The organism is Actinomadura sp. NPDC023710, from assembly GCF_040639875.1.
Lineage (GTDB): Bacteria > Actinomycetota > Actinomycetes > Streptosporangiales > Streptosporangiaceae > Spirillospora > Spirillospora citrea.
The window spans coordinates 59,174-78,289 of the sequence record NZ_JBFAGB010000045.1; the positions used below are offsets into that span (position 1 = coordinate 59,174).

Genomic DNA, 19,116 nt, shown 5'->3' on the forward strand with positions numbered 1-19,116 from the left:
GTGGCCGAGGCGTACATCGTCGGCGCGGTCCGTACCCCCGTCGGTACCAAGAAGGGCGCCCTCAAGGACGTGCACCCCGCCGACCTCGGGGCGCACGTGCTCAAGGAGCTCGTCAACCGCACCGGGGTCGACCCCTCCGGGGTCGAAGACGTGATCATGGGCTGCGTCATGCAGGTCGGCCCGCAGTCGCTGGACATCGCGCGCACCGCGTGGCTGTCGGCCGGGCTGCCGGAGAGCGTGCCCGGCGTGACCATCGACCGGCAGTGCGGGTCGTCCCAGCAGGCGATCCACTTCGCCGCCCAGGGCGTGCTGTCGGGCACCCAGGACCTCGTCGTCGCCTCCGGCGTCGAGCAGATGGCGGTCGTCCCGATGGGCTCCTCCGTCGCCATGGCCCTGGAGAAGGGCATGCCCTTCCCGTACGGCGAGGGCTGGGCCGAGCGCTACGGCATGCAGGAGGTCTCCCAGTTCCGCGGCGCCGAGCTGATGGCCGAGAAGTGGGGCCTCACCCGCGAGGACCTGGAGAAGTTCGCGCTGGAGAGCCACCAGCGCGCCGCCAAGGCCATCGAGGCCGGCTACTTCGACCGCGAGATCGCCCCGATCGCCGGGCTGTCCAAGGACGAGGGCGCCCGCGCCGACACCACGCTGGAGAAGATGGCGGGCCTGAAGACCCTGCGCGAGGGCGGCCGGATCACCGCCGCCGTCGCCTCGCAGATCTCCGTCGGCGCCTCCGCGGTGCTGGTCGCCTCCGAGGAGGCCGTCAAGCGGTACAACCTCACCCCGCGCGCCCGCATCCACACCCTCGCGGTGTGCGGCTCCGACCCGGTCTACATGCTGACCGGCCCGATCCCCGCCACCGAGAAGGCCCTGGACCGCGCCGGGCTCAAGATCGACGACATCGACGTCTTCGAGGTCAACGAGGCGTTCGCCCCGGTCCCGATGGCGTGGGCGCACGACACCGGCGCCTCGCTGGACAAGACCAACCCCAACGGTGGCGCGATCGCCCTCGGGCACCCGCTCGGCGCGACCGGCGGCGTCCTGATGACCAAGCTGCTGCACGAGCTGGAGCGCACCGGCGGCCGCTACGGCCTGCAGACGATGTGCGAGGGCGGCGGCCAGGCCAACGCCACCATCATCGAGCGCATCTGAGTCCGTCGAGGTACCGCCCCCTGGAGCCCGCTCCAGGGGGCGGTACCGTTCGGAGGTGGGCGGCGACATGTACGAGACCATCCTGTATTCGGCGGACGACCGGATCGCGCGGATCACGCTGAACCGTCCCGACGCCCGCAACGCGCTCAGCGACCAGATGATCGGCGAGCTGCTCGACGCGTTCGAGCGGGCCGAGGCCGACGCCGGGGTCCGGGTGATCGTCCTGACCGGGGCGGGGGACCGGGCGTTCTGCGCGGGCGCCGACCTCGGCGGCCTCGGCCGGGCGCAGGCGGACGGCCGGTCGGTCGCCGACGCCGCCATCCGGGACAGCGCCCCCTTCCGGCTCTTCACGGCCTTCCCCCGGCTCGGCAAGCCGATCATCGCGCGGCTGGCCGGGCACGCCGTCGCGGGCGGCCTCGGCCTCGCCGCCGCCTGCGACCTGGTGATCGCGGCGGACGACGTCAAGCTCGCCACCCCCGAGGTCAACGTCGGGCTCTGGCCCATGATGATCATGGCGATCATCAACCGGAACGTCGCTCCGAAGCACGCCTTCAAGCTCTACTACACCGGCGGCCGTATCACCGCCGCGGAGGGCCGCGACATCGGCCTGGTCACCGAGGTCGTCCCGCGCGCCGCCCTGGACGCCCGCGTGGACGAGCTGGCCCGCGTGATCGCGTCCAAGAGCCCCGTCGGCCTGCGCCGCGGCCGCGACGCGTTCTTCGCCATCGAGGGCCGTCCCCTGGAGGACCAGGTCGCCCACCTCCTGTCCGAGCTGGTCGACCTGACGGCCACCGAGGACGCCAAGGAGGGCATCACGGCCTTCCTGGAGAACCGCCCCCCGGACTTCCAGGGCCGCTGAGCCGCCTGGTCCGCGGGTGCGAGCTCGGGCAGGGCGAGGCTGTAGGCGGTGGCATGCCGCGTGACCGTGATCACCGGGTCGGCCTGGAGATCGCTTTTCCGGCATTGCGGGTGTGAGACTGCCTGGTGTGGAGATCGAGGAGGCCGTCCGGCGGATGGGGCTCGCGGACACCTACCGGGACCGGCACTGGGACAGGGCCGTCAAGGTGACCGACAACGCCGTCCAGAAGGCGGAACCGGAGTGGCTCGAAGGGCTGCTGGCCGCGTTGCTGGAGGTCGGGGAGCCGACCTACCCGATGCGGTACGGCTTCGAGGTCGCGTTGAGGCGGCTGGCGAGCGCGCCGGGGGACGCGGGGCGGACCGCGCGCGTCCGCGCCCTCGCGGCCGGGGGACGGACGTGGAGCGGCGACCTTCGGTACGACCTGCCGGAGGTCGCGGAATGGCTGGCCTGCGCCCAACCCTCCGAGCATCTCCTCGCGGTGTTCGACGACGCCGAGGCGTCGGACGAACTCGCGGCCTGCCTGCTGCAGGAGACGGCCCTGCGTCACGACGCGACGTCCGCCGCCGGGTTCGCCGGGAGGCTGCGGGCCGCCGGGCATCCGCTGGCGGAGCTGCCGCTTCGTCCGGTCGGGGCCGAGCGGCATCTCGGGCTGCCCCGGCATCCCGGCCCGGCGGAGCCCTGGCGTCCGCCGGGTGAGGGGACGCCGGCCGTGCCGGGCCCCTCCGGTCTCGACATCGGGGTGGCCGCCGTCGACTGGCCCGGCGCGCGGGAGGCGCTGAGCGCCTACCGCAACTGGCCGTCGGGTGCCGATGCCGTGGAGGCCGGGCTGTTCCGGCTGGACCGCGCTGTCGCCCCCGCCGGCTTCGGCGCCTCGCTGCTCCGGCTCCTGCCGGGCGCCAGCACCGGTGCCTCGGTGGCCGGAGTGCGGCGGGTCACCACGGCCGACGTCCTGCGGACGCTCTTCGCCGGGGCCGCCTCCGGCGGTGCCTACGGGCCCCGCATGCACGGCGCCTATGCGCGCAAGGCGTCATGGGAGTCCTTGGCGGCGCTGGCGGACGCCGGGCAGACCGGCCTGGCGGCGATCGAGCAGGCCGCCGACCGGTGCACATGGCTCTTCTACGGCTCGGACTGGCATCTCCAGGTCGTCCCGCCGCTGGACGTGGGGGTCGCCGTCCTGCGGCCGGACCGCCGGACGGTGGCCGTGCTAGCCGTCACCGACTCCGACTGACCCGCGAGCAGCGAGGAAACCATCGATCTCGGCCTGCTGAGCGGCGTCGAAGGCGCCCCTGGGGAGGAACGCGGCGGGCTGCTTGTTCACGAACAGCAGCCAGAACTCCGGGGTGGAGATGACGTTGGAGAACATGGTCCAGCGCATCGTCGTGGTGGACTCGTCCGTCCGGCAGTCGTAGCCGTCGTCGGTCACCCGGACCGTCGTGGGGACGCAGAGGAACGAGAGCTGCTGCCGCGCGCGCTTGCGAAGCCACCAGTTCCCCGACAGGGGACCCAGCACCGATGCCACCAGCATGCCGATGCCCATCGCCGGGTTGTCCGTGACGAACATGACGGACGCGCCCACGATCAGGACGGCGACGAGAACCGCGTACACGGCGGTGAGCTGCCGCCTGAGCCCCTGGGAGAACGCCCGGACCACCTCGTCCGTGGTGGGTTCGTACTGGACCGTGATGTCCACATCGCCGCCTTTGCCTAACGTGTGGATCATCCTTCCTCTGGCCCGCTCATCAGCGCAACCGCACGTCGGCGGGAGGCGGCACCCCAGGACGTGGCTGGCCCGGGTCGTGCCGGCGTCGCGGACATCGCTCGGCCGCCGACCGGCCCAGACGAGATCGCCTCAGGTAAGTGCAACCGTAGGGTTGCGCCTCTGGCGACGCATGTGCAACCCTGAGGTTGCAACGATGAACCGAACTGGGGAGCAGCCAGATGAGTGAGAACCGGATTGAACGCGAAACCCTGATCGCGGCATCCTTGGAGCGGGTCTGGTCGCTGGTGGCCGACCCCGGGTTCTGGGTGGCCGACGTGCCGGGCCCGCCCGGCGGGGCCGCGGAGGGCGAGTCGATGGTGGTGAAGAACGCCGAGCACGGCGACTTCCCCGTGCGCGTGGAGAAGGTCGAGCCGCCGACGTACGTCGCCTACCGCTGGGTCAGCGCCTTCCCGGGGGAGGAGTTGCGCGACGACAACAGCACCCTCGTGGAGTTCACGCTGACCCCCGAGGGCGGCAAGACGCGGCTGCGCGTCGTCGAGAGCGGGTTCGCCGCGCTGACCGGATCCGAGGACCTGCGCCGCAAGGCCGTGGAGGACAACACCGGCGGCTGGCCCCAGGTGCTGGACGCCTTCAAGACCCGCGTCGAATCCGCGTGACCGAGATCCCCGACGACGGCGTCGCGCCGGTCGACAGCGTCCTCGCCGCGCTGGCCGATCCGACGCGGCGCCGCCTGCTCGACCTGCTCGCCGAACACGGCGAGGCCACCGCCACGACCCTCGCCGGGCCCCTTCCGGTCTCGCGGCAGGCGGTGGTCAAGCACCTCAACGTCCTGGAGGCGGCCGAGCTGGTCTCCAGCGGCCGGGTCGGACGCGAGGTGCGGTACGCGGTGCGGCCCGCGGCCCTGAACGCGACGGCGCGGTGGATGGCCTCCCTCGCGGCCGACTGGGACCGCCGCCTGGCGAACATCAAGCGCATCGCCGAAGAAGCGGAGCGCGACGCCCGCTAGCCGTCCCCCATGCCATCGGCCGCTCACGGCCATCTCACGCCGGACGACGCTCTGATCGTCCGGCGATCCCGGATCCCTTGCGGAAAGGGCGCTTCGTCATGCCCACGGAAACGACCAAGCCCACGGAAACGACCAAGCCCACGGAAACGACCTCGCCCCCGCGTATCGGCGGCAGGCAGCGGCTCATCCTGCTCGTCCTGCTCGGCGCCGGTTTCACGCTGTCCGTCGACTTCTCCATCCTGAACGTCGCCCTCCCGATGGCCGGTGAGGGCGTCGGGCTGGGCGTCGACGGCCTGCCCTGGATCACCGCCGCGTACGCGCTGCCGGCCGCCGGCTTCACGCTGGTGTTCGGCCGGATGGCGGACCTGTTCGGCCGTCGCAGGCTGTTCCTCGCCGGGATGGCGCTGCTGACCGGGGCCTCGCTGCTCGGCGGCTTCGCGTCCGGCCCCGAGACGCTCCTGACCGCACGGGCCCTCCAGGGCTTCGCGACGGCGATGGCGACCCCCGCGGCGCTGTCCTTGATCACCAGTACGTTCGCGGAGGGCCCGCTGCGCGAGCGCGTCCTCGGCCTCAACGGCGCCCTGCTCTCCGCGGGCTTCACCGTCGGCGCCCTGGTCGGCGGTGCCCTGGTCAGTCTGCTGAGCTGGCGGGCGGCGTTCTTCATCAACGTCCCGGTCGCCGTGGCCGTGCTGCTGGCCACCCCCACCCTGATCGGTGAGAGCAGCCGTCCCGCCCGGCTCCGGCTGGACCTGCCCGGCGCGGTGACCGTGACCGGCGGCCTGCTGGCCGCGATCTACGCGGTCATCGAGCGGAACGTCCCCGCGGCCGTCGCCGGCGTGCTGCTGCTGGCCGCCTTCTGGGTGATCGAACTGCGCTCTCCCGCGCCGCTCGCCCCGGTGCGCATCCTCGGCCGGCCCACGGTGAAGTGGGGCAACTACGCGGGCCTCGTGGTCTTCGCGATGGAGCCGGCGATGATCTTCCTGACGACGCTCTACCTGCAGAACGTCCTCGGCTTCTCCCCGCTGGCGACCGGGCTGGTCCTCGGTGTCCCCGGCCTGGCGTCCGTCGGCGCCGGAGTGATCGCCGGGCGGGTCATCGGGCGCTTCGGCGGCCGGGCCGTCCTGACCTGCGGCCTGGCCGTGCAGGGCCTGGCGACCCTGCCGCTGGTCTTCCTCGGCGCGGACCGCACGGCGCTCGCGATCCTGGTCCCCGCGCTGTTCATCGGCTTCTTCGGGCACGTGACGTCCATCGTGGCGTACACCGTGACCGGCACCTCCGGGCTGCCGAACGAGGAGCAGGGCCTGGCGACCGGGCTGACGCTGATGACCCAGCAGGTGGCCATCACCATCGGCATCCCGATCCTCGGCTCGGTCGCCGCCACGCAGAGCGTGGAACTGACCGGCATCCGCCTCGCGCTGGGTGTGGACGTGGCCGTGACGCTGGCCAGCGTGGTGCTCGTCTGGTTCGGCCTCCGCCCCCGTGACGGCTCCCGCCCGGCGGCGCCCGGCCCGGCGGCGCCCGGCCCGGCGGCGAAGGAGGCGGCCGCCTCCCCTTCGGCCCCGGTGTGACCGTCACCACCTCCAGAGGGTCCGGCCGGTGAGGAGGTGGCCTTTACCCGCGCCGGGGAAGGGAGGGCGGTGTGGGGGACTGGTTCACTCGCGAGATCGCGGACGCCGGGCGGCTCCGGCTGTTCTGCTTCCTCGTGGCGTTCATCGCGGCCTTCCTGTTCATCCGGTTCAGCGTGCGGATGATCAGGCGGCAGGCGCGATGGTGGCCCGGGAACGTGGCGCCCGGCGGGCGGCACATCCACCACGTCGTGTTCGGGCTCGTGTTCATGTGCGTCGGCGGTGTGGGCGGGCTGGCCCTCACCGACGACTCGTCCGGGTGGGCGGCGGCCGCCGCGGCGGTGTTCGGGGCGGGCACCGCGCTCGTCCTCGACGAGTTCGCCCTGGTCCTGCACCTCCAGGACGTCTACTGGAGCGAGCAGGGCCGGCTGTCGGTCGAGGTGGTCTTCATCACGATCGCGCTGTGCGGGCTGATGCTGGTGGGCCTGCGGCCGCTGGGCGTGGACGACGCCGCCGGGGACGGGCTGTGGGGCATCGCGGGCATCCTGCTCTTCAACCTGTGCGTCGCGCTGATCGCCCTCCTCAAGGGCAAGGTCTGGACGGGCGTCATCGGCCTGTTCATCGGGCTCGTCGCGATCATCGGGGCCGTCCGGCTGGCCCGGCCGGACTCGCCGTGGGCCCGGCGCCGCTACGCGGAGGGCTCCCGCAAGGAGCGGCGGGCGCGGAATCGGGAGCGCCGGTACCGCCTCCCCGTCCAGCGCCTCGGGGACCGGCTGAGCGACCTGATCGCCGGACGCCCGTCCATCAAGTCGTAGTGGAGCGGAGTGCGGGGTCCGCGGACCCGCCTCCGTGATTCCGGGTTGCCGCGGTCCGGCGGACGTGGACGGTAACCGGTGCGGGATAGTCCCGCGAACCGAACAAACAAGACAGGAGAAAGTGCGATGAACCCTGAGCAAATCAGGTTCACCGAACCGGGCCCGTCGCCGGTGCCCCTTCTCGCCGACCGGTTCCGGGCGGCGCTGGGCGCCGCCTTCGGCCGGAAGTACTGGGGTGTCGACCCCCTCATCCGGCCGTCGCAGCACGCGGATCTGCAGGCCAACGTCGCGATGGCGCTGGCCAAGGAGCTGGACCGGCGCGACCCCCGGGAGCAGAAGCGCGACCCCCGGCAAGTGGCGCAGGAGATCGTGGACCGGCTCGACGTCGAAGACGTCGTGTCGGAGGTCCGGATCAGCGGGCCCGGCTTCATCAACATGACGCTGAGCGACAAGTGGATCGTCGCCCAGCTCAAGCGGATCTCGGCCGACGAGCGCCTTGCGGTGCGCGCGGCCGTGCTGCCGCAGCGGGTCGTGGTGGAGTTCTCCTCACCCAACGTCGCGAAGGTGATGCACGTCGGTCACCTGCGGACGACGATCGTGGGCGACGCCATCGCCCGGATCCTGGAGTTCCTGGGCCACGAGGTGATCCGGGACAACCACATCGGTGACTGGGGCACGCCGTTCGGCATGCTCATCGAGTACCTCCTCGACTTCGAGGGGGGCACAGTCGCCGGGCTCGACGCGTTCGTGAACGACACGGGCGCCTTCTACAAGGCGGCCCACGCGAGGTTCGAGTCGGACGAGGAGTTCGCCGGACGGGCGCGGCGGCGACTGGTCGCCCTGCAGGCCGGCGACGAGGACACGCTGCGGTACTGGCGGCGCCTCGTGGACGTCTCCATGCGCTCGTACAACGCTCTGTACGAGCGGCTGGGCGTCAAGCTCACCGACGACGACGTCAAGGGAGAGAGCTTCTACAACGAGATTCTCCCCCAGGTCGTCGACGAACTGGAGATGAACCGCCTCGCGGTGCCCAGCGAGGGTGCGCTGTGCGTCTTCCTGCCGGAGTTCAGGGGCAGGGACGGCGGGCCCAAGCCGGTCATCGTCCGCAAGAGCGATGGTGGGTACAACTACACCACCACCGATCTCGCCACGATCCTCTACCGGCTGGACGAGCTGCGTGCCAACCGGATCGTCTACGTGGTGGGTGACGAGCAGACGGAGCACTTCGAGCTGCTGTTCGCCATCGCGCAGAGGGCGAACTTCCTGGCAGGCGGGGCCGTCCTCGAACACGCCAAGATCGGTCTCGTGACCGACCCCAGGACCGGCAGCAAGCTGAAGAGCCGGTCCGGCGAGGCGGTCAAGCTGTCCGAGTTGCTGGACGGGGCGACCGAGCGGGCCACCGCGGCGTTGATCGAGAGCGGGCGCGGCGAGATGTTCGACGACGCGACCCGCGCCGCGATCATCGACGCCGTGGCCATGGGCGCGGTGAAGTTCGCCGATCTGCTGGTGGCGCGGGACAGCAAGTACCCGTTCGACCTGGATCGGATGATCGCGTTCACCGGCAAGTCGGCCGGCTTCGTGCAGTACGCCGGCGTCCGGATGAAGTCCGTCCTCCGCAAGGGCGGGCTGACGCCGGAGTCGGCCGTGGCACCGATCCTGATCGGAGCCAAGGAGGAGCGGGACCTGGCGCTGCACCTGCTGGACTTCGGTATCACACTGGAGCAGGCGGGCGCGGCGGCGGAACCGCACCAGCTGGCGGGCTATCTCTACGAGCTCGCCAGGTTCTTCACGGCCTTCTACGAGGCCTGCCCGGTGCTCAAGGACGGCATCGACGAGAAGACCAGGGCTTCCCGGATGGCTCTGTGCGCGGTCACGCTGCGCACGCTGGTCACCGGCCTGGACCTCCTCGGCATCCCCGCACCCGACCGGATGTGAGGACCGCACCTTGATCACCTGATCGCGCCCGTCCGGCGCCCCGGCGCCGGACGGACGTGACATCGGGAGGGTCTGCCCGGCCTTCCCGAGCAACTGACGGGCCGCACTCCGCACCGGTCGCCTCACGGCGACCGGCGCGGGTGTGCGGCCCGTTGTCCTTTCCGGGCGCCGCCTCTTCGCCGGCGCGAACTTCTCCGGGGGCCCGGTCGTCTGATCATGAGGGTGGCCGTGGACGTCGGGGGACCACGGCCACCCTCGCGCCTCTTACGAACCAAGCGCTCGCTTGACTAGGGGGCGGGGCGACCGGCACGGTGAAGTCCTCCCCCGAGAGGAGCGCCATGGCGCCGCTGGACGGACTCCGCGTCCTCGATCTGACGATGTGGCGGCCCGGGCCGTACGCGACGCAGCTGCTGGCCCAGCTCGGCGCCGACGTGATCAAGGTGGAGCCGCCCGGCGGGGAGCCGATGCGGATGTTCCGCGACCATTTCGACGCCCTCAACCGGCACAAGCGCGGCATCGCGCTCGATCTCAAGTCCGAGGACGGGCTCGCGGCGCTCACGGAACTGGCCAGGGACGCCGAGGTCTTCGTCGAGGGGTTCAGGCCGGGTGTCGCCGAGCGGCTGGGCGTGGGCCACCAGACCCTCAGGGCGCTCAACCCGCGGCTCGTCTACTGCTCCATATCCGGATACGGGGCGGAGGGCCCGCTCAGGGACGTGCCCGGACACGACATCAACTACCGCGCCCACGCGGCCGCGCTGCCGCCCGACGCCGTCTCGCCGGAGGCCGACGAGCTCCCCCTCGCGGACATGGCGGCCGCGACGATGGCCGCCTTCGCGATCACCGCCGCCTGCCTCAAGGCCCGCGAAACGGGTGTGGGCGACCGTATCGATCTCGGCATGGCGGACGTCCTGGCGCACTGGGTCGGCACCGTCCCGGTGGCGACGCGGCGGTCGGGCGTGGGGCCGGTGCCCGGCTACGGCGTCTACCCGACCAAGGACGGCCAGAAGATCACCCTCGGCGTCGTGTCCGAGGAGGGGCTCTGGGCGGCGACCTGCCACGCGCTCGGCATCGGTGAGCACGCCGCCGTCCCGTTCGCCGAGCGGCTCCAGCGGATAGGCGAACTGGACGGCGCGGTCGCCGCGGCGGTCGCGGCGCTCACCCGGGAGGAGGCGATCGAGCGCCTGGCGCGGGCGGGAGCCCCGGTGGCGCCCCTGCTGTCCCCTGCCGAGATGCTCGAACTCGATCACTTCAGGTCGCGCGGGATCCAGGAGGAGGGCCCGGTCCGGACGGCCGTTCATCCGCCGCTTCCCGAGGGGGCGGTCCCGGAACTGGACGAGCACCGGGGCCAGACCTGGCGTCTCACGGAGTGAAATTCGGGGTGGAATGTCCGATCCGTTTGGCATGCTTGTCTCGTGAACGCGCGTGCGATGAGTCCCGTCCTGATCGGCAGGTCGGCCGAGTTGCGGCAGTTGCGGGGCGCCCTCGCCGCCGCGCCGGGCGCCGTGCTGCTCGGCGGCGACGCCGGGCTCGGCAAGACCCGCCTGATCAGGGAGTTCAGCCGGGACGCCGACGCCAGGACGCTGGTGGGCGGCTGCCTGGAGCTCGGTTCCGACGGCCTTCCCTTCGCGCCGTTCACCACCGTCCTGCGCGGGCTCGTCCGCGACATCGGCATCGAGGGCGTCGCCGGGCTCGTCCCGCGCGGCGACACCGGCGCCCTCGCCCGGCTGCTGCCCGAGTTCGGGGAACCGGAGAGCGACGCCGCGTCCGGCGAGGAGCGCGCCCGGCTGTTCGAGGTCGTGCTGACGCTGCTGGAGCGGCTCGCCGAGCGCGGCCCGGTCGTGCTCGTCATCGAGGACGCCCACTGGGCGGACCGTTCCACCCGCGACCTGCTCGCCTTCCTGATCCGCAACCTCGGCTCGGCGCCGCTGCTGATCGTCATGACCTACCGGTCGGACGAGCTGCACCGCACCCATCCGCTGCGCCAGCTGCTCGCCGGCCTGGAGCGGCTCGAACGCGTCCGCCGCACGGAGATCGGCCGGCTGGCCCGCGCCGACGTCGCCGCGCTCGTCACCGAGCTGCTCGGCCAGATCCCGCCCCCCGGCCTCGTCGAGCGGATCGAGGCCCGCAGCGAGGGCAACCCCCTGTTCATCGAGGCGCTGCTCGACGACGACGGCACGCTGGCCTGCGAGCTGCCCGAGTCGCTGCGCGACCTGCTGCTGGCGGGCGTCCAGCGGCTTCCCGAGGAGACGCAGGACGTCCTGCGGGACGCCAGCGGCGGCAGTACCCGCATCGAGCACGCGCTGCTGGCGGCGGTGTCCCGGCTCGACGACGCCGCGCTGACCCGCGTCCTGCGGCCCGCGGTCGCCGCCAACGTCCTGGTCGTGGACGGCGACGGCTACGCGTTCCGGCACGCCCTGATCCGCGAGGCCGTCCACGACGACCTGCTGCCGGGCGAGTTCACGCGCCTCCACACCCGCTACGCCGAGGCCCTGGAGAAGGAGCCCGGGCTCGTATCGGCCGGGCGGCTCTGGGTCGAGCTGAGCTACCACTGGATGCAGGCCCACGACAGCACGTGGGCGCTGGTCGCGTCCTGGCGCGCGGCGAGGGAGGCCCGCAAGGCGGTCGCCTACGCCGAGTGCCTGGCGATGCTCGAACGGGTCCTCCAGCTGTGGGACAAGGTCCCGGACGCGTCGGAGCGCATCGGCGCCGACCACGTCTCGGTCCTGGAGGACGCCGCGACCGCCGCCGACCTGGCCGGCGAGTTCGACCGCGGCATCAAGCTCGCGACCGCCGCGCTGAAGGAGGTCGAGGCCGCCGACGGCGAGCGCGACACCGCCCGCTGGGCGGCGCTGCTGGAACTGCGCGGCCGCATGCTCTACCACGTGGCGCGCCCCGGCTTCGTCGAGGACCTGCGCGCCGCGGTGGACGCGCTGCCGGCCGACCCGCCGACCATCCTGCGCGCCCGGGCCCTGTCCACGCTGGGCAACTACGTGCGCATCACGACCTCCATGGAGGACGCCCGCGAGGCGGCGCTGGAGTCCCTGTCCATCGCGCGCGCCCTCGGCGACCCCGTCGCGGAGACCGAAGCGCTGATCACGCTGTTCTGCGCCCACACCGACTACGAGGACGAGGACCGCCTCACCGAGGTCGGGGAGAGCGCCGAGCGCAGCGGCAACCACCGGGTGCTGCTCCGCTACTACGTGATCAGGTCGCACTTCCTGGAGGGCGCCGGACGGCACGAGGAGGCCGCCGCCGTCGCGGGGCACGGCGCGGAGCTGGCCCGCCAGTACGGTGTGGCCCGCACGCAGGGAACGTTCCTGTCCATCAACGAGGCCGAGCCGCTGGTCTCGCTCGGGCGGTGGGACGAGGCCCTGGCCGTGATGAACCACGCCATGGAGCAGGACCCCGCCATCACGACCCGCACCTCGCTGCTCGTCCTGTCCGGCTGGGTGGCGCTCGTGCGCGGGGACATCGCGATGGCCAAGGCGCGGCTGGCCAGGTCACGCGAGATCATGAAGCTCAAGCTGAAGTGGATGAAGACGCAGGACTACTTCAGCACCCTCTGGCTGGAGGCGAACATCGCCTTCGCCGAGGGACGCCCGGAGGCGGCGCTGGTGGCGCTGGACCCCGTCCTCGAACACACCGGCATGCCGGACGACGCCCGCTACGCGTGGCCCGCGCTCATCGTCGGCGCGGCCGCCTGCGGCGAGGTCGGCGGCGCCGCCGAGGACCGCCTGCGCCGCATGGAGGAGCGCGCCGCCGGGCTCGTGACGAGCGGCCCGCTCCAGTTCGCGCACTGCCTCACGTTCAGCGCCGAACTGGCGCGGGCGCGCGGCATCCTCGACCGGGCCGCCTGGGAGGAGGCCGCGGCCGCATGGGAGGCGCTCGCCAACCCCTACTACCAGGCGCGGGCCCTGTCCCGCGCGGCGGAGGCCGCGCTCGCGGCCGGCGACCACGAGGCCGCCGCGGCGGCGCTGCACACCGCCGCCGCGCTCACCGACGGGCTGGGCGCCCGGCCGCTCGCGGAGAAGGTCGCCGACCTGCTGCGCCGTACCCGGATGCCGCGCCGCGGCGACGCCTCCGCGCCGCTCGGGCTGACGCCCCGCGAGTTCGAGGTGCTGCGCCTGGTCGCGGAGGGCCGCAGCAACCGCGAGATCGCCGAAGCGCTGTTCATCTCGGTGAAGACGGCCAGCGTCCACGTGTCGAACATCCTCGGGAAGCTGGAGGTGGCGAGCCGCGGCGAGGCCGCCGCGACCGCGCACCGGCTGGCCCTGTTCGCCACGCCGAAGGTCGGCGCCTGAGTCGCGCCCGGCGTGCGCCGCCCTGATTCACGGCGGGGAACCTCCCCTCCCGGATTCCCCACCGCGAACCGTCGGACCACACGGGAACATTTCGTGGCTGGCCTTTCGGGGACGCGGACCGCGGAAGCAGGCGGTGCTTCTCCGCCCGGAGAGGCGGACCGGGACCCGTCCGGCCACTGCACAGTCTCGCGGTCCCGGGCCCGGACGGCGATGCGAGACATACCGTTTCGGCGTCAAGAAAAAAGCGACGGGGGCGGGTCGGCTTTCGTGACCCGTCCCCGTCCGCGCGAGGAACGCGGCGTCAGCGCGGGACGCGCGCGACGCAGAAGACCGTCTGGCCGAACGGCGGCTTGACGAAGCGCTCGATGGTGCGGGTGAGCGGCACGACCGTCCGGTCGTAGATCTTGACGAGCTTGGGGTCGGGGTAGCCGGCGCCGCCGCGGCGGACCGCGAACCACCAGGCGATCCCGCCCAGGAAGTTGATCGGCTTGAGCACCTCGGGGACGAGCCCGGCCTCGCGGACCGACGCCTCCAGCGTGGCCGGGGTGTACCGGGTGACGTGTCCGACCTTGCGGTCGAAGTCGCCGTAGAGCTGCATGTAGCCGGGCACCCAGATGACGATGCGGCCGCCGGGCTCGGTGACGGCGGCGAGGTCGCGCAGCGCCTGGGCGTCGTCCTTGATGTGCTCCAGGACGTTCATCATCACGACGGTGTCGACCTTGCGCCGGATCGTGATGTCGGCGGGCAGGGCGAGGTCGATGACCTCGACGTCGTCGTTGCCGTCGTAGCGCTTGCGCAGCTCGCCGACGCAGTACGGGTCGTTGTCGCTGACGACGAGGTAGTCGAGGCGCCCGGCGAACTGCTCGGAGAAGTGCCCGAGGCCGGAGCCGACCTCCAGCATGGAGCGGCCGACGTGCGGGGCGACGGTCTGGTACTCGTACTCGCGGTAGTTGCGGGCTTCGTCCCCGCCCAGGTGGTTCTCCAGCGCGCCCTCCCCGGCGGCGGGCTGGACGACGTCCCCGTCAGGGGCGGGCCCGGCGGCAGGACCGGCCTGCTTCGGGCGGCTGCCGACGAGGTTGAGGAGGGTGCCTGCGATGGACTTCTTCTGACCAGGTGACTGCATTACTTCCCGCTCGCTGGGTGCGTTGGCGTTCGGCTTCTCGTTCGCCGGACCGTTCCCCCGCCCCCTCGGGACGGTTCGATCACTGGCGCGAAGGTCGGGTCAGTCTACTCCCGCGCCGAAGCCGGACGTCCCGGGACGGCGGGACGCCGTCCCGCGACGCGGCCCGCCGGGCGTGTCGCCGGTCAGCCGATGGTCCGGTGCACGTCCTCCCGCTCGCTCGGGCCGGGCTCGGACGGCGCGATCCACGGTCCCGGGATGGACGGGTCCAGGACGCCCTCCTCCACCCAGGCGAAGTCCCCGGCGAGGACGGCCCGTGCCAGCTTCACGTCCATCGCGTCGGTGTTGCGCCACAGCCCGTCGAACAGCTCCTCGACGCGGACGCGCGCCTGCCGGCAGAACGCGTCGGCGAGCAGCAGGGCGGACTTCCCGGGTGCCGTGGCCGGTCCGATGCCGTTGGAGCCCATGCTGCCGAGCGGCCCCTGCGCGGACGCGTCGGCGTGGGCGCGGACGCAGACCGCGCTCATCGCGAACAGCTCGGCGCCGATGTCGACCATGCGGCCGAGGAACCCCTGCCGGTACTCAAGGCCGCCCTGCCAGCGCCCGGCCGCGTAGAAGGTCGACCGGGCCAGCTTGCGGGACGCCCGCTCGACGTACCGCAGGTGCCGGGCCAGCGGGCCGAACTCGGCGTAGGCGTTCGGGCGCTGCCCGGCACCGGTGACGAGCGTCGGCAGCCAGCGCGCGTAGAACCCGCCCGCCTTCGCCGCGGCCCGCGCCTTGCGCCCGGTGGAGGCGTCCGGGTCGATGATGTCCCCGGCCACCGACAGGTGCGCGTCCACGGCCTCGCGGGCGATCAGCAGGTGCATGATCTCGCTGGAGCCCTCGAAGATCCGGTTGATGCGCAGGTCGCGGAGCAGCTGCTCGGCGGGCACGCCGCGCTCGCCGCGCGCCGCGAGCGACTCGGCCGTCTCGTAGCCGCGGCCGCCGCGCAGCTGCACCAGCTCGTCGGCCACGCGGCACGCCATCTCCGACGACCACAGCTTGGCCAGGGCCGCCTCGATCCGGACGTCGTTCCGCTCGTCGTCGGCGAGCTGGCCGGACAGATCGAGCATCGCCTCCATCGCGTACGCGGTCGCCGCGATGAACGCGATCTTGGTGGCGACGGCCTCGTGCTCGCCGACCGGCCGCCCCCACTGCACCCGCTGCTTCGACCACTCCCGCGCGACCCCGGCGGCCCACTTGCCGCCCGCGGCGCAGATCGCGGGCAGCGACAGCCGCCCGGTGTTGAGCGTGGTCAGCGCGATCTTCAGGCCCGCGCCCTCCGCGCCGATCAGGTTCGCCTTCGGGACGCGCACGTCGTAGAACCGCGTGACGCCGTTCTCGATGCCGCGCAGCCCCATGAACGCGTTGCGGTTCTCGACGGTGATGCCGGGCGAGGCCATGTCCACGATGAAGGCGGAGATGCCGCCGCGGTGCCCGTCGGACTTCGGGACGCGCGCCATCACCACGACGAGGTCGGCGACGACGCCGTTGGTCGTCCACAGCTTGACGCCGTTGAGGACGTAGCCGTCGCCGTCGGGGACGGCGGTGGCGCGGAGCCGCGCCGGGTCGGAGCCGACGTCGGGCTCGGTGAGCAGGAACGCGCTGACCTCCCGGGCGCAGCGCGGCAGCCAGGCGTCCTTCTGCTCCGGCGTACCGAACATCTTGACCGGCTGCGGGACGCCGATCGACTGGTGCGCCGACAGCAGCGCGCCGAGCGCCGGGCTGACCGACCCCGCCACCATCAGCGCGCGGCCGTAGTAGAGCTGGCTGAGCCCGAGCCCCCCGTACTTCTCCGGGATCTTCATGCCGAGCGCGCCGAGGTCGCGCAGGCCCCGCACGACCTCGTCGGGGATGCGCGCCTCCCGCTCGATCCGCGCCGGGTCGATGTCGGCGGCGCAGAACGCCGAGAGCTTGGCGAGGAACTCCTCGCCCTTCGTCCGCTGCTCCTGCGACGGGCGCGGATGCGGATGGATCAGATCGAGGCGCAGGTCGCCGAGGAACAGCTGCTTGCCGAAGCTCGGCAGCCGCCATTCGGTCTCCCGGGCCTCCTCGGCCACCTTGCGGGCCGTCCGCTCGTCGACGTGCTCGTGGGTTCGCTGGCTCATGTGATCGAAGTTTCCACTGGTCGGAAGCGGAAACCCCGCCCAGGTCCCGGACGTGGGCGCCTTCCTTCGGGCCGCCCGGTCAGCGGGCCGGCAGGCCGTCCACCTCGGCCGCGAAGAGCTCCGCCGGGTCGAAGCCCATTCCGGCGAAATGGCCCGCGAGCTCCAGGGACAGGACGCCGTGGCAGCGGGTCCAGAAGGTCAGGGCCCGGTGCAGGGCCGCGGGCGGGGCCGGATGGTCGCCCGCCCAGTCGCGGTGGCCCTCCAGATGCGTGCCGAACGGTGTGGCGGGTTCTTCCTGGGATGACGCCGCGCAGGCGTCGAGCAGGATCGCCATGATCTCGTCGGAGACGGCGGTGGTGTCGTCCGGCGCCTGGTAGCCGGGCACGGGGGTGCCGTAGATGAGGAAGTACCGGTGCGGGTCCTCCAGGGCCCACCCGCGCACCGTCTGCGCGAGGCCCGCCAGGCCGGCGCCCGTCTCGGACGCGGAGCGGAGGGCGCCGGCGAGGCTCCGGTACGCGTCCCGGACGAGCTCGGTGATCAGCTCGTCGCGCCCGGCGTAGTAGCGGTAGAGCGCGGGCCCGCTCATGCCCATCCGCTTGGCGATCGCGTTGAGGGAGAGCGCGGACGCGCCCGCCGCGGCGATCTGCTCCCACGCGCGTTCCTTGATCTCCGCACGCACCTGCGCCCGGTAGCGCTCGCGCGGGCTCCCGGTGTCCGGCTCCGCCATGACGGGCCCCCTCTCCGCCGTCGAAGCTACACCGCCAAGAATTAGTTAGAAGGTATCACTGAACCCGTTGACGCCACCTGGACCGCTTGGTTATAACTTCTAACGAAAGCAGGAGCATCTATCGAAAGGAATGCCATGAATCGCCTCTCGGTCCCGTACGGTCGGCACCTCCGTCCCGGCGGGCGGATGCGCGCGACGGCGGTCACGCTCTCGCTCGCCGCCGCCGGTGCGCTCGCGGGCACCGTCCCTGCCGCCCAGGCCGCGCCCGTCCACCCCGCTCCCGTCCATCACGGCGGCAGGCCGCAGTGCCGCGGGGAGGGCGTCGACCCCGCCGCGCTCATCCGCTACCGGAGCGACATCCTGATCAAGGCGCCGCTGAGCACCGTCTTCACGCTCCAGACGGACGTGGAGCGCTGGCCGGACTGGCAGGAGCCCGTCCTGTCCATGAAGCGCCTCGACCCCGGGCCTCTCCGCAAGGGGGCGCGGTTCCAGTGGACCACCCCGGCGCCCCCGACCCCGACGACGCCCGCCACGACGCTGACCATCACCTCCACCGTCCGGCAGCTGCGGCACGACGCCTGCATCCTCTGGAGCGGCCCCGCGATCGGCGACGGGGTCCGCATCGACGAGGGCGTGCACCTGTGGACCTTCACCAGGGTCAGGGAAGGCGTCCGCGTGCACACCGAGGAGACCTGGACCGGCGACCAGGTCGAAGCGGACGTGCCCCGGGCCACCGAGATCCTCGGCCAGGGGCTCGAAGCCTGGCTGGCCGATCTGAAGGCCGCCGCCGAGGCCCGCGCCGGCCACCGAACCGTGCACTGAGCGTCCGTTTTGTGCCTGGGACGTAGTTCGGCGATGCTGGGGGAGTGTCAACGGAGACTCTGAACGGTGCCGCCGAGCTGCGCGCCTTCCTGCACGGCCTTCCCGGGGTGGATCGGGTGGGTGTCGAGGAGCGGGCGGCGCGGTTGGCCGCTCGGTCGGTCAAGGCGTCGGCGAAGGCCGAGGCGATCGATCTGGCGATTTCGATGGTGGATCTGACCACGCTGGAGGGTGCGGACACGGCGGGGAAGGTGCGGGCGTTGTGCGTCAAGGCGGCGCAGCCCGATCCGTCGGATGTTTCGGTGCCGAGGGTGGCGGCGGTGTGTGTGTACCCCGACATGGTGGAGGTCGCGGTGCGTGCCCTGTCGGGGACGGGGGTCGGTGTTGCGAGTGTGGCGACGGCTTTTCCGTCCGGGCGGGCGCCTATGGAGGCCAAGCTGGCCGATACGCGGGCGGCGGTGGCGGCGGGTGCGGCCGAGATCGACATGGTGATCGATCGGGGTGCGTTCCTGGCGGGTGACTACGCCAGGGTGCATGAGGAGATCGTCGCGGTCAGGGAGGCGTGCGGGCCGGCGCATCTGAAGGTGATCTTGGAGACCGGTGAGTTGGCCACCTACGACAATGTGCGGCGGGCCTCGTGGCTGGCGATGCGGGCGGGGGCCGATTTCATCAAGACCTCGACGGGGAAGGTGGCGCCGGCGGCGACGCTGCCGGTGACGTTGGTGATGTTGGAGGCCGTCCGTGACTACCGGGCGGCCACGGGGCGGCAGGTGGGCGTCAAGCCCGCGGGCGGGATCCGCACCGCCAAGGACGCGATCAGGTATCTGGTGCTGGTGAAGGAGACCGCGGGCGTCGACTGGTTGACGCCCGAGTGGTTCCGGCTCGGGGCGTCCTCGGTGCTGAACGATCTGCTGATGCAGCGCCGCAAGCTGGCCACCGGGGTGTATTCCGGTCCC

Annotated in this window: 16 protein-coding genes; 12 read left to right on the plus strand and 4 right to left on the minus strand. The window is 72.4% G+C overall.

Going from position 1 to position 19,116, the window contains the following annotated elements; all coding sequences use genetic code 11:
- The 3 genes from AB0H37_RS37305 (at window position 1) to AB0H37_RS37315 (ending at window position 3,233) form a co-directional block, all read left to right on the plus strand.
- On the plus strand, window positions 1–1,146 hold the full coding sequence (locus AB0H37_RS37305) for an acetyl-CoA C-acetyltransferase (protein WP_329095354.1): 1,146 nt from the start codon (window positions 1–3) through the stop codon (window positions 1,144–1,146).
- A 55-nt stretch (window positions 1,147–1,201) separates the two neighbouring features.
- Entirely contained in the window at window positions 1,202–2,005 is an 804-nt protein-coding gene (locus AB0H37_RS37310; protein ID WP_360617335.1) for an enoyl-CoA hydratase-related protein, read from the plus strand.
- Between the two features lie 127 nt (window positions 2,006–2,132).
- The gene (locus tag AB0H37_RS37315) at window positions 2,133–3,233 is read left to right on the plus strand and encodes a DUF6183 family protein (RefSeq protein WP_360617337.1); all 1,101 of its coding nucleotides are present in this window, start codon (window positions 2,133–2,135) and stop codon (window positions 3,231–3,233) included.
- Here the strand turns inward: AB0H37_RS37315 and AB0H37_RS37320 are convergent.
- Window positions 3,210–3,695: a YcxB family protein gene (locus AB0H37_RS37320; RefSeq protein ID WP_360617338.1), complete on the minus strand. Its 486-nt coding sequence runs from the start codon at window positions 3,693–3,695 to the stop codon at window positions 3,210–3,212. The two genes, AB0H37_RS37315 and AB0H37_RS37320, sit on opposite strands and share 24 nt — an antisense overlap.
- A gap of 248 nt (window positions 3,696–3,943) precedes the next feature.
- Between AB0H37_RS37320 and AB0H37_RS37325 the strand changes: the two genes are divergently transcribed.
- The 7 genes from AB0H37_RS37325 to AB0H37_RS37355 all read left to right on the plus strand — a co-directional run bounded on the left by AB0H37_RS37325 (window position 3,944) and on the right by AB0H37_RS37355 (window position 13,347).
- Entirely contained in the window at window positions 3,944–4,381 is a 438-nt protein-coding gene (locus AB0H37_RS37325; RefSeq protein WP_179832478.1) for an SRPBCC domain-containing protein, read from the plus strand.
- A complete protein-coding gene (locus tag AB0H37_RS37330; protein WP_229810732.1) occupies window positions 4,378–4,731 on the plus strand; it encodes a metalloregulator ArsR/SmtB family transcription factor in 354 nt (117 codons plus the stop codon). The genes AB0H37_RS37325 and AB0H37_RS37330 overlap by 4 nt, the downstream gene beginning before the upstream one ends.
- Before the next feature lie 98 nt (window positions 4,732–4,829).
- Window positions 4,830–6,299 carry an MFS transporter gene (locus tag AB0H37_RS37335; protein WP_360617340.1) on the plus strand — a complete coding sequence of 490 codons (1,470 nt, stop codon included), beginning with the start codon at window positions 4,830–4,832 and terminating at the stop codon, window positions 6,297–6,299.
- 71 nt (window positions 6,300–6,370) lie between these two features.
- On the plus strand, window positions 6,371–7,111 hold the full coding sequence (locus AB0H37_RS37340) for a hypothetical protein (protein ID WP_329095345.1): 741 nt from the start codon (window positions 6,371–6,373) through the stop codon (window positions 7,109–7,111).
- Between the two features lie 126 nt (window positions 7,112–7,237).
- Window positions 7,238–9,046 carry an arginine--tRNA ligase gene (gene argS / locus AB0H37_RS37345; protein WP_329095343.1) on the plus strand — a complete coding sequence of 603 codons (1,809 nt, stop codon included), beginning with the start codon at window positions 7,238–7,240 and terminating at the stop codon, window positions 9,044–9,046.
- A 338-nt stretch (window positions 9,047–9,384) separates the two neighbouring features.
- On the plus strand, window positions 9,385–10,416 hold the full coding sequence (locus AB0H37_RS37350; protein ID WP_329095341.1) for a CoA transferase: 1,032 nt from the start codon (window positions 9,385–9,387) through the stop codon (window positions 10,414–10,416).
- A gap of 42 nt (window positions 10,417–10,458) precedes the next feature.
- Entirely contained in the window at window positions 10,459–13,347 is a 2,889-nt protein-coding gene (locus AB0H37_RS37355; RefSeq protein ID WP_360617341.1) for an AAA family ATPase, read from the plus strand.
- 301 nt (window positions 13,348–13,648) lie between these two features.
- Here AB0H37_RS37355 and AB0H37_RS37360 read toward each other — a convergent pair whose 3' ends face one another.
- From AB0H37_RS37360 to AB0H37_RS37370, 3 genes are all read right to left on the minus strand, one after another.
- Complete coding sequence (locus AB0H37_RS37360) at window positions 13,649–14,470, minus strand: methyltransferase domain-containing protein (protein WP_179832483.1); 822 nt, start codon at window positions 14,468–14,470, stop codon at window positions 13,649–13,651.
- 182 nt (window positions 14,471–14,652) lie between these two features.
- Window positions 14,653–16,614 carry an acyl-CoA dehydrogenase family protein gene (locus tag AB0H37_RS37365; RefSeq protein WP_329095335.1) on the minus strand — a complete coding sequence of 654 codons (1,962 nt, stop codon included), beginning with the start codon at window positions 16,612–16,614 and terminating at the stop codon, window positions 14,653–14,655.
- A 79-nt stretch (window positions 16,615–16,693) separates the two neighbouring features.
- The gene (locus AB0H37_RS37370) at window positions 16,694–17,341 is read right to left on the minus strand and encodes a TetR/AcrR family transcriptional regulator (RefSeq protein ID WP_360617343.1); all 648 of its coding nucleotides are present in this window, start codon (window positions 17,339–17,341) and stop codon (window positions 16,694–16,696) included.
- 135 nt (window positions 17,342–17,476) lie between these two features.
- Between AB0H37_RS37370 and AB0H37_RS37375 the strand changes: the two genes are divergently transcribed.
- Window positions 17,477–18,163 (plus strand): SRPBCC family protein, encoded by a 687-nt coding sequence (locus AB0H37_RS37375; RefSeq protein WP_360617345.1) that lies wholly within the window; start codon window positions 17,477–17,479, stop codon window positions 18,161–18,163.
- A gap of 44 nt (window positions 18,164–18,207) precedes the next feature.
- A partial coding sequence (deoC, locus tag AB0H37_RS37380; protein WP_360617346.1) for a deoxyribose-phosphate aldolase occupies window positions 18,208–19,116 on the plus strand: 909 nt, incomplete at its 3' end.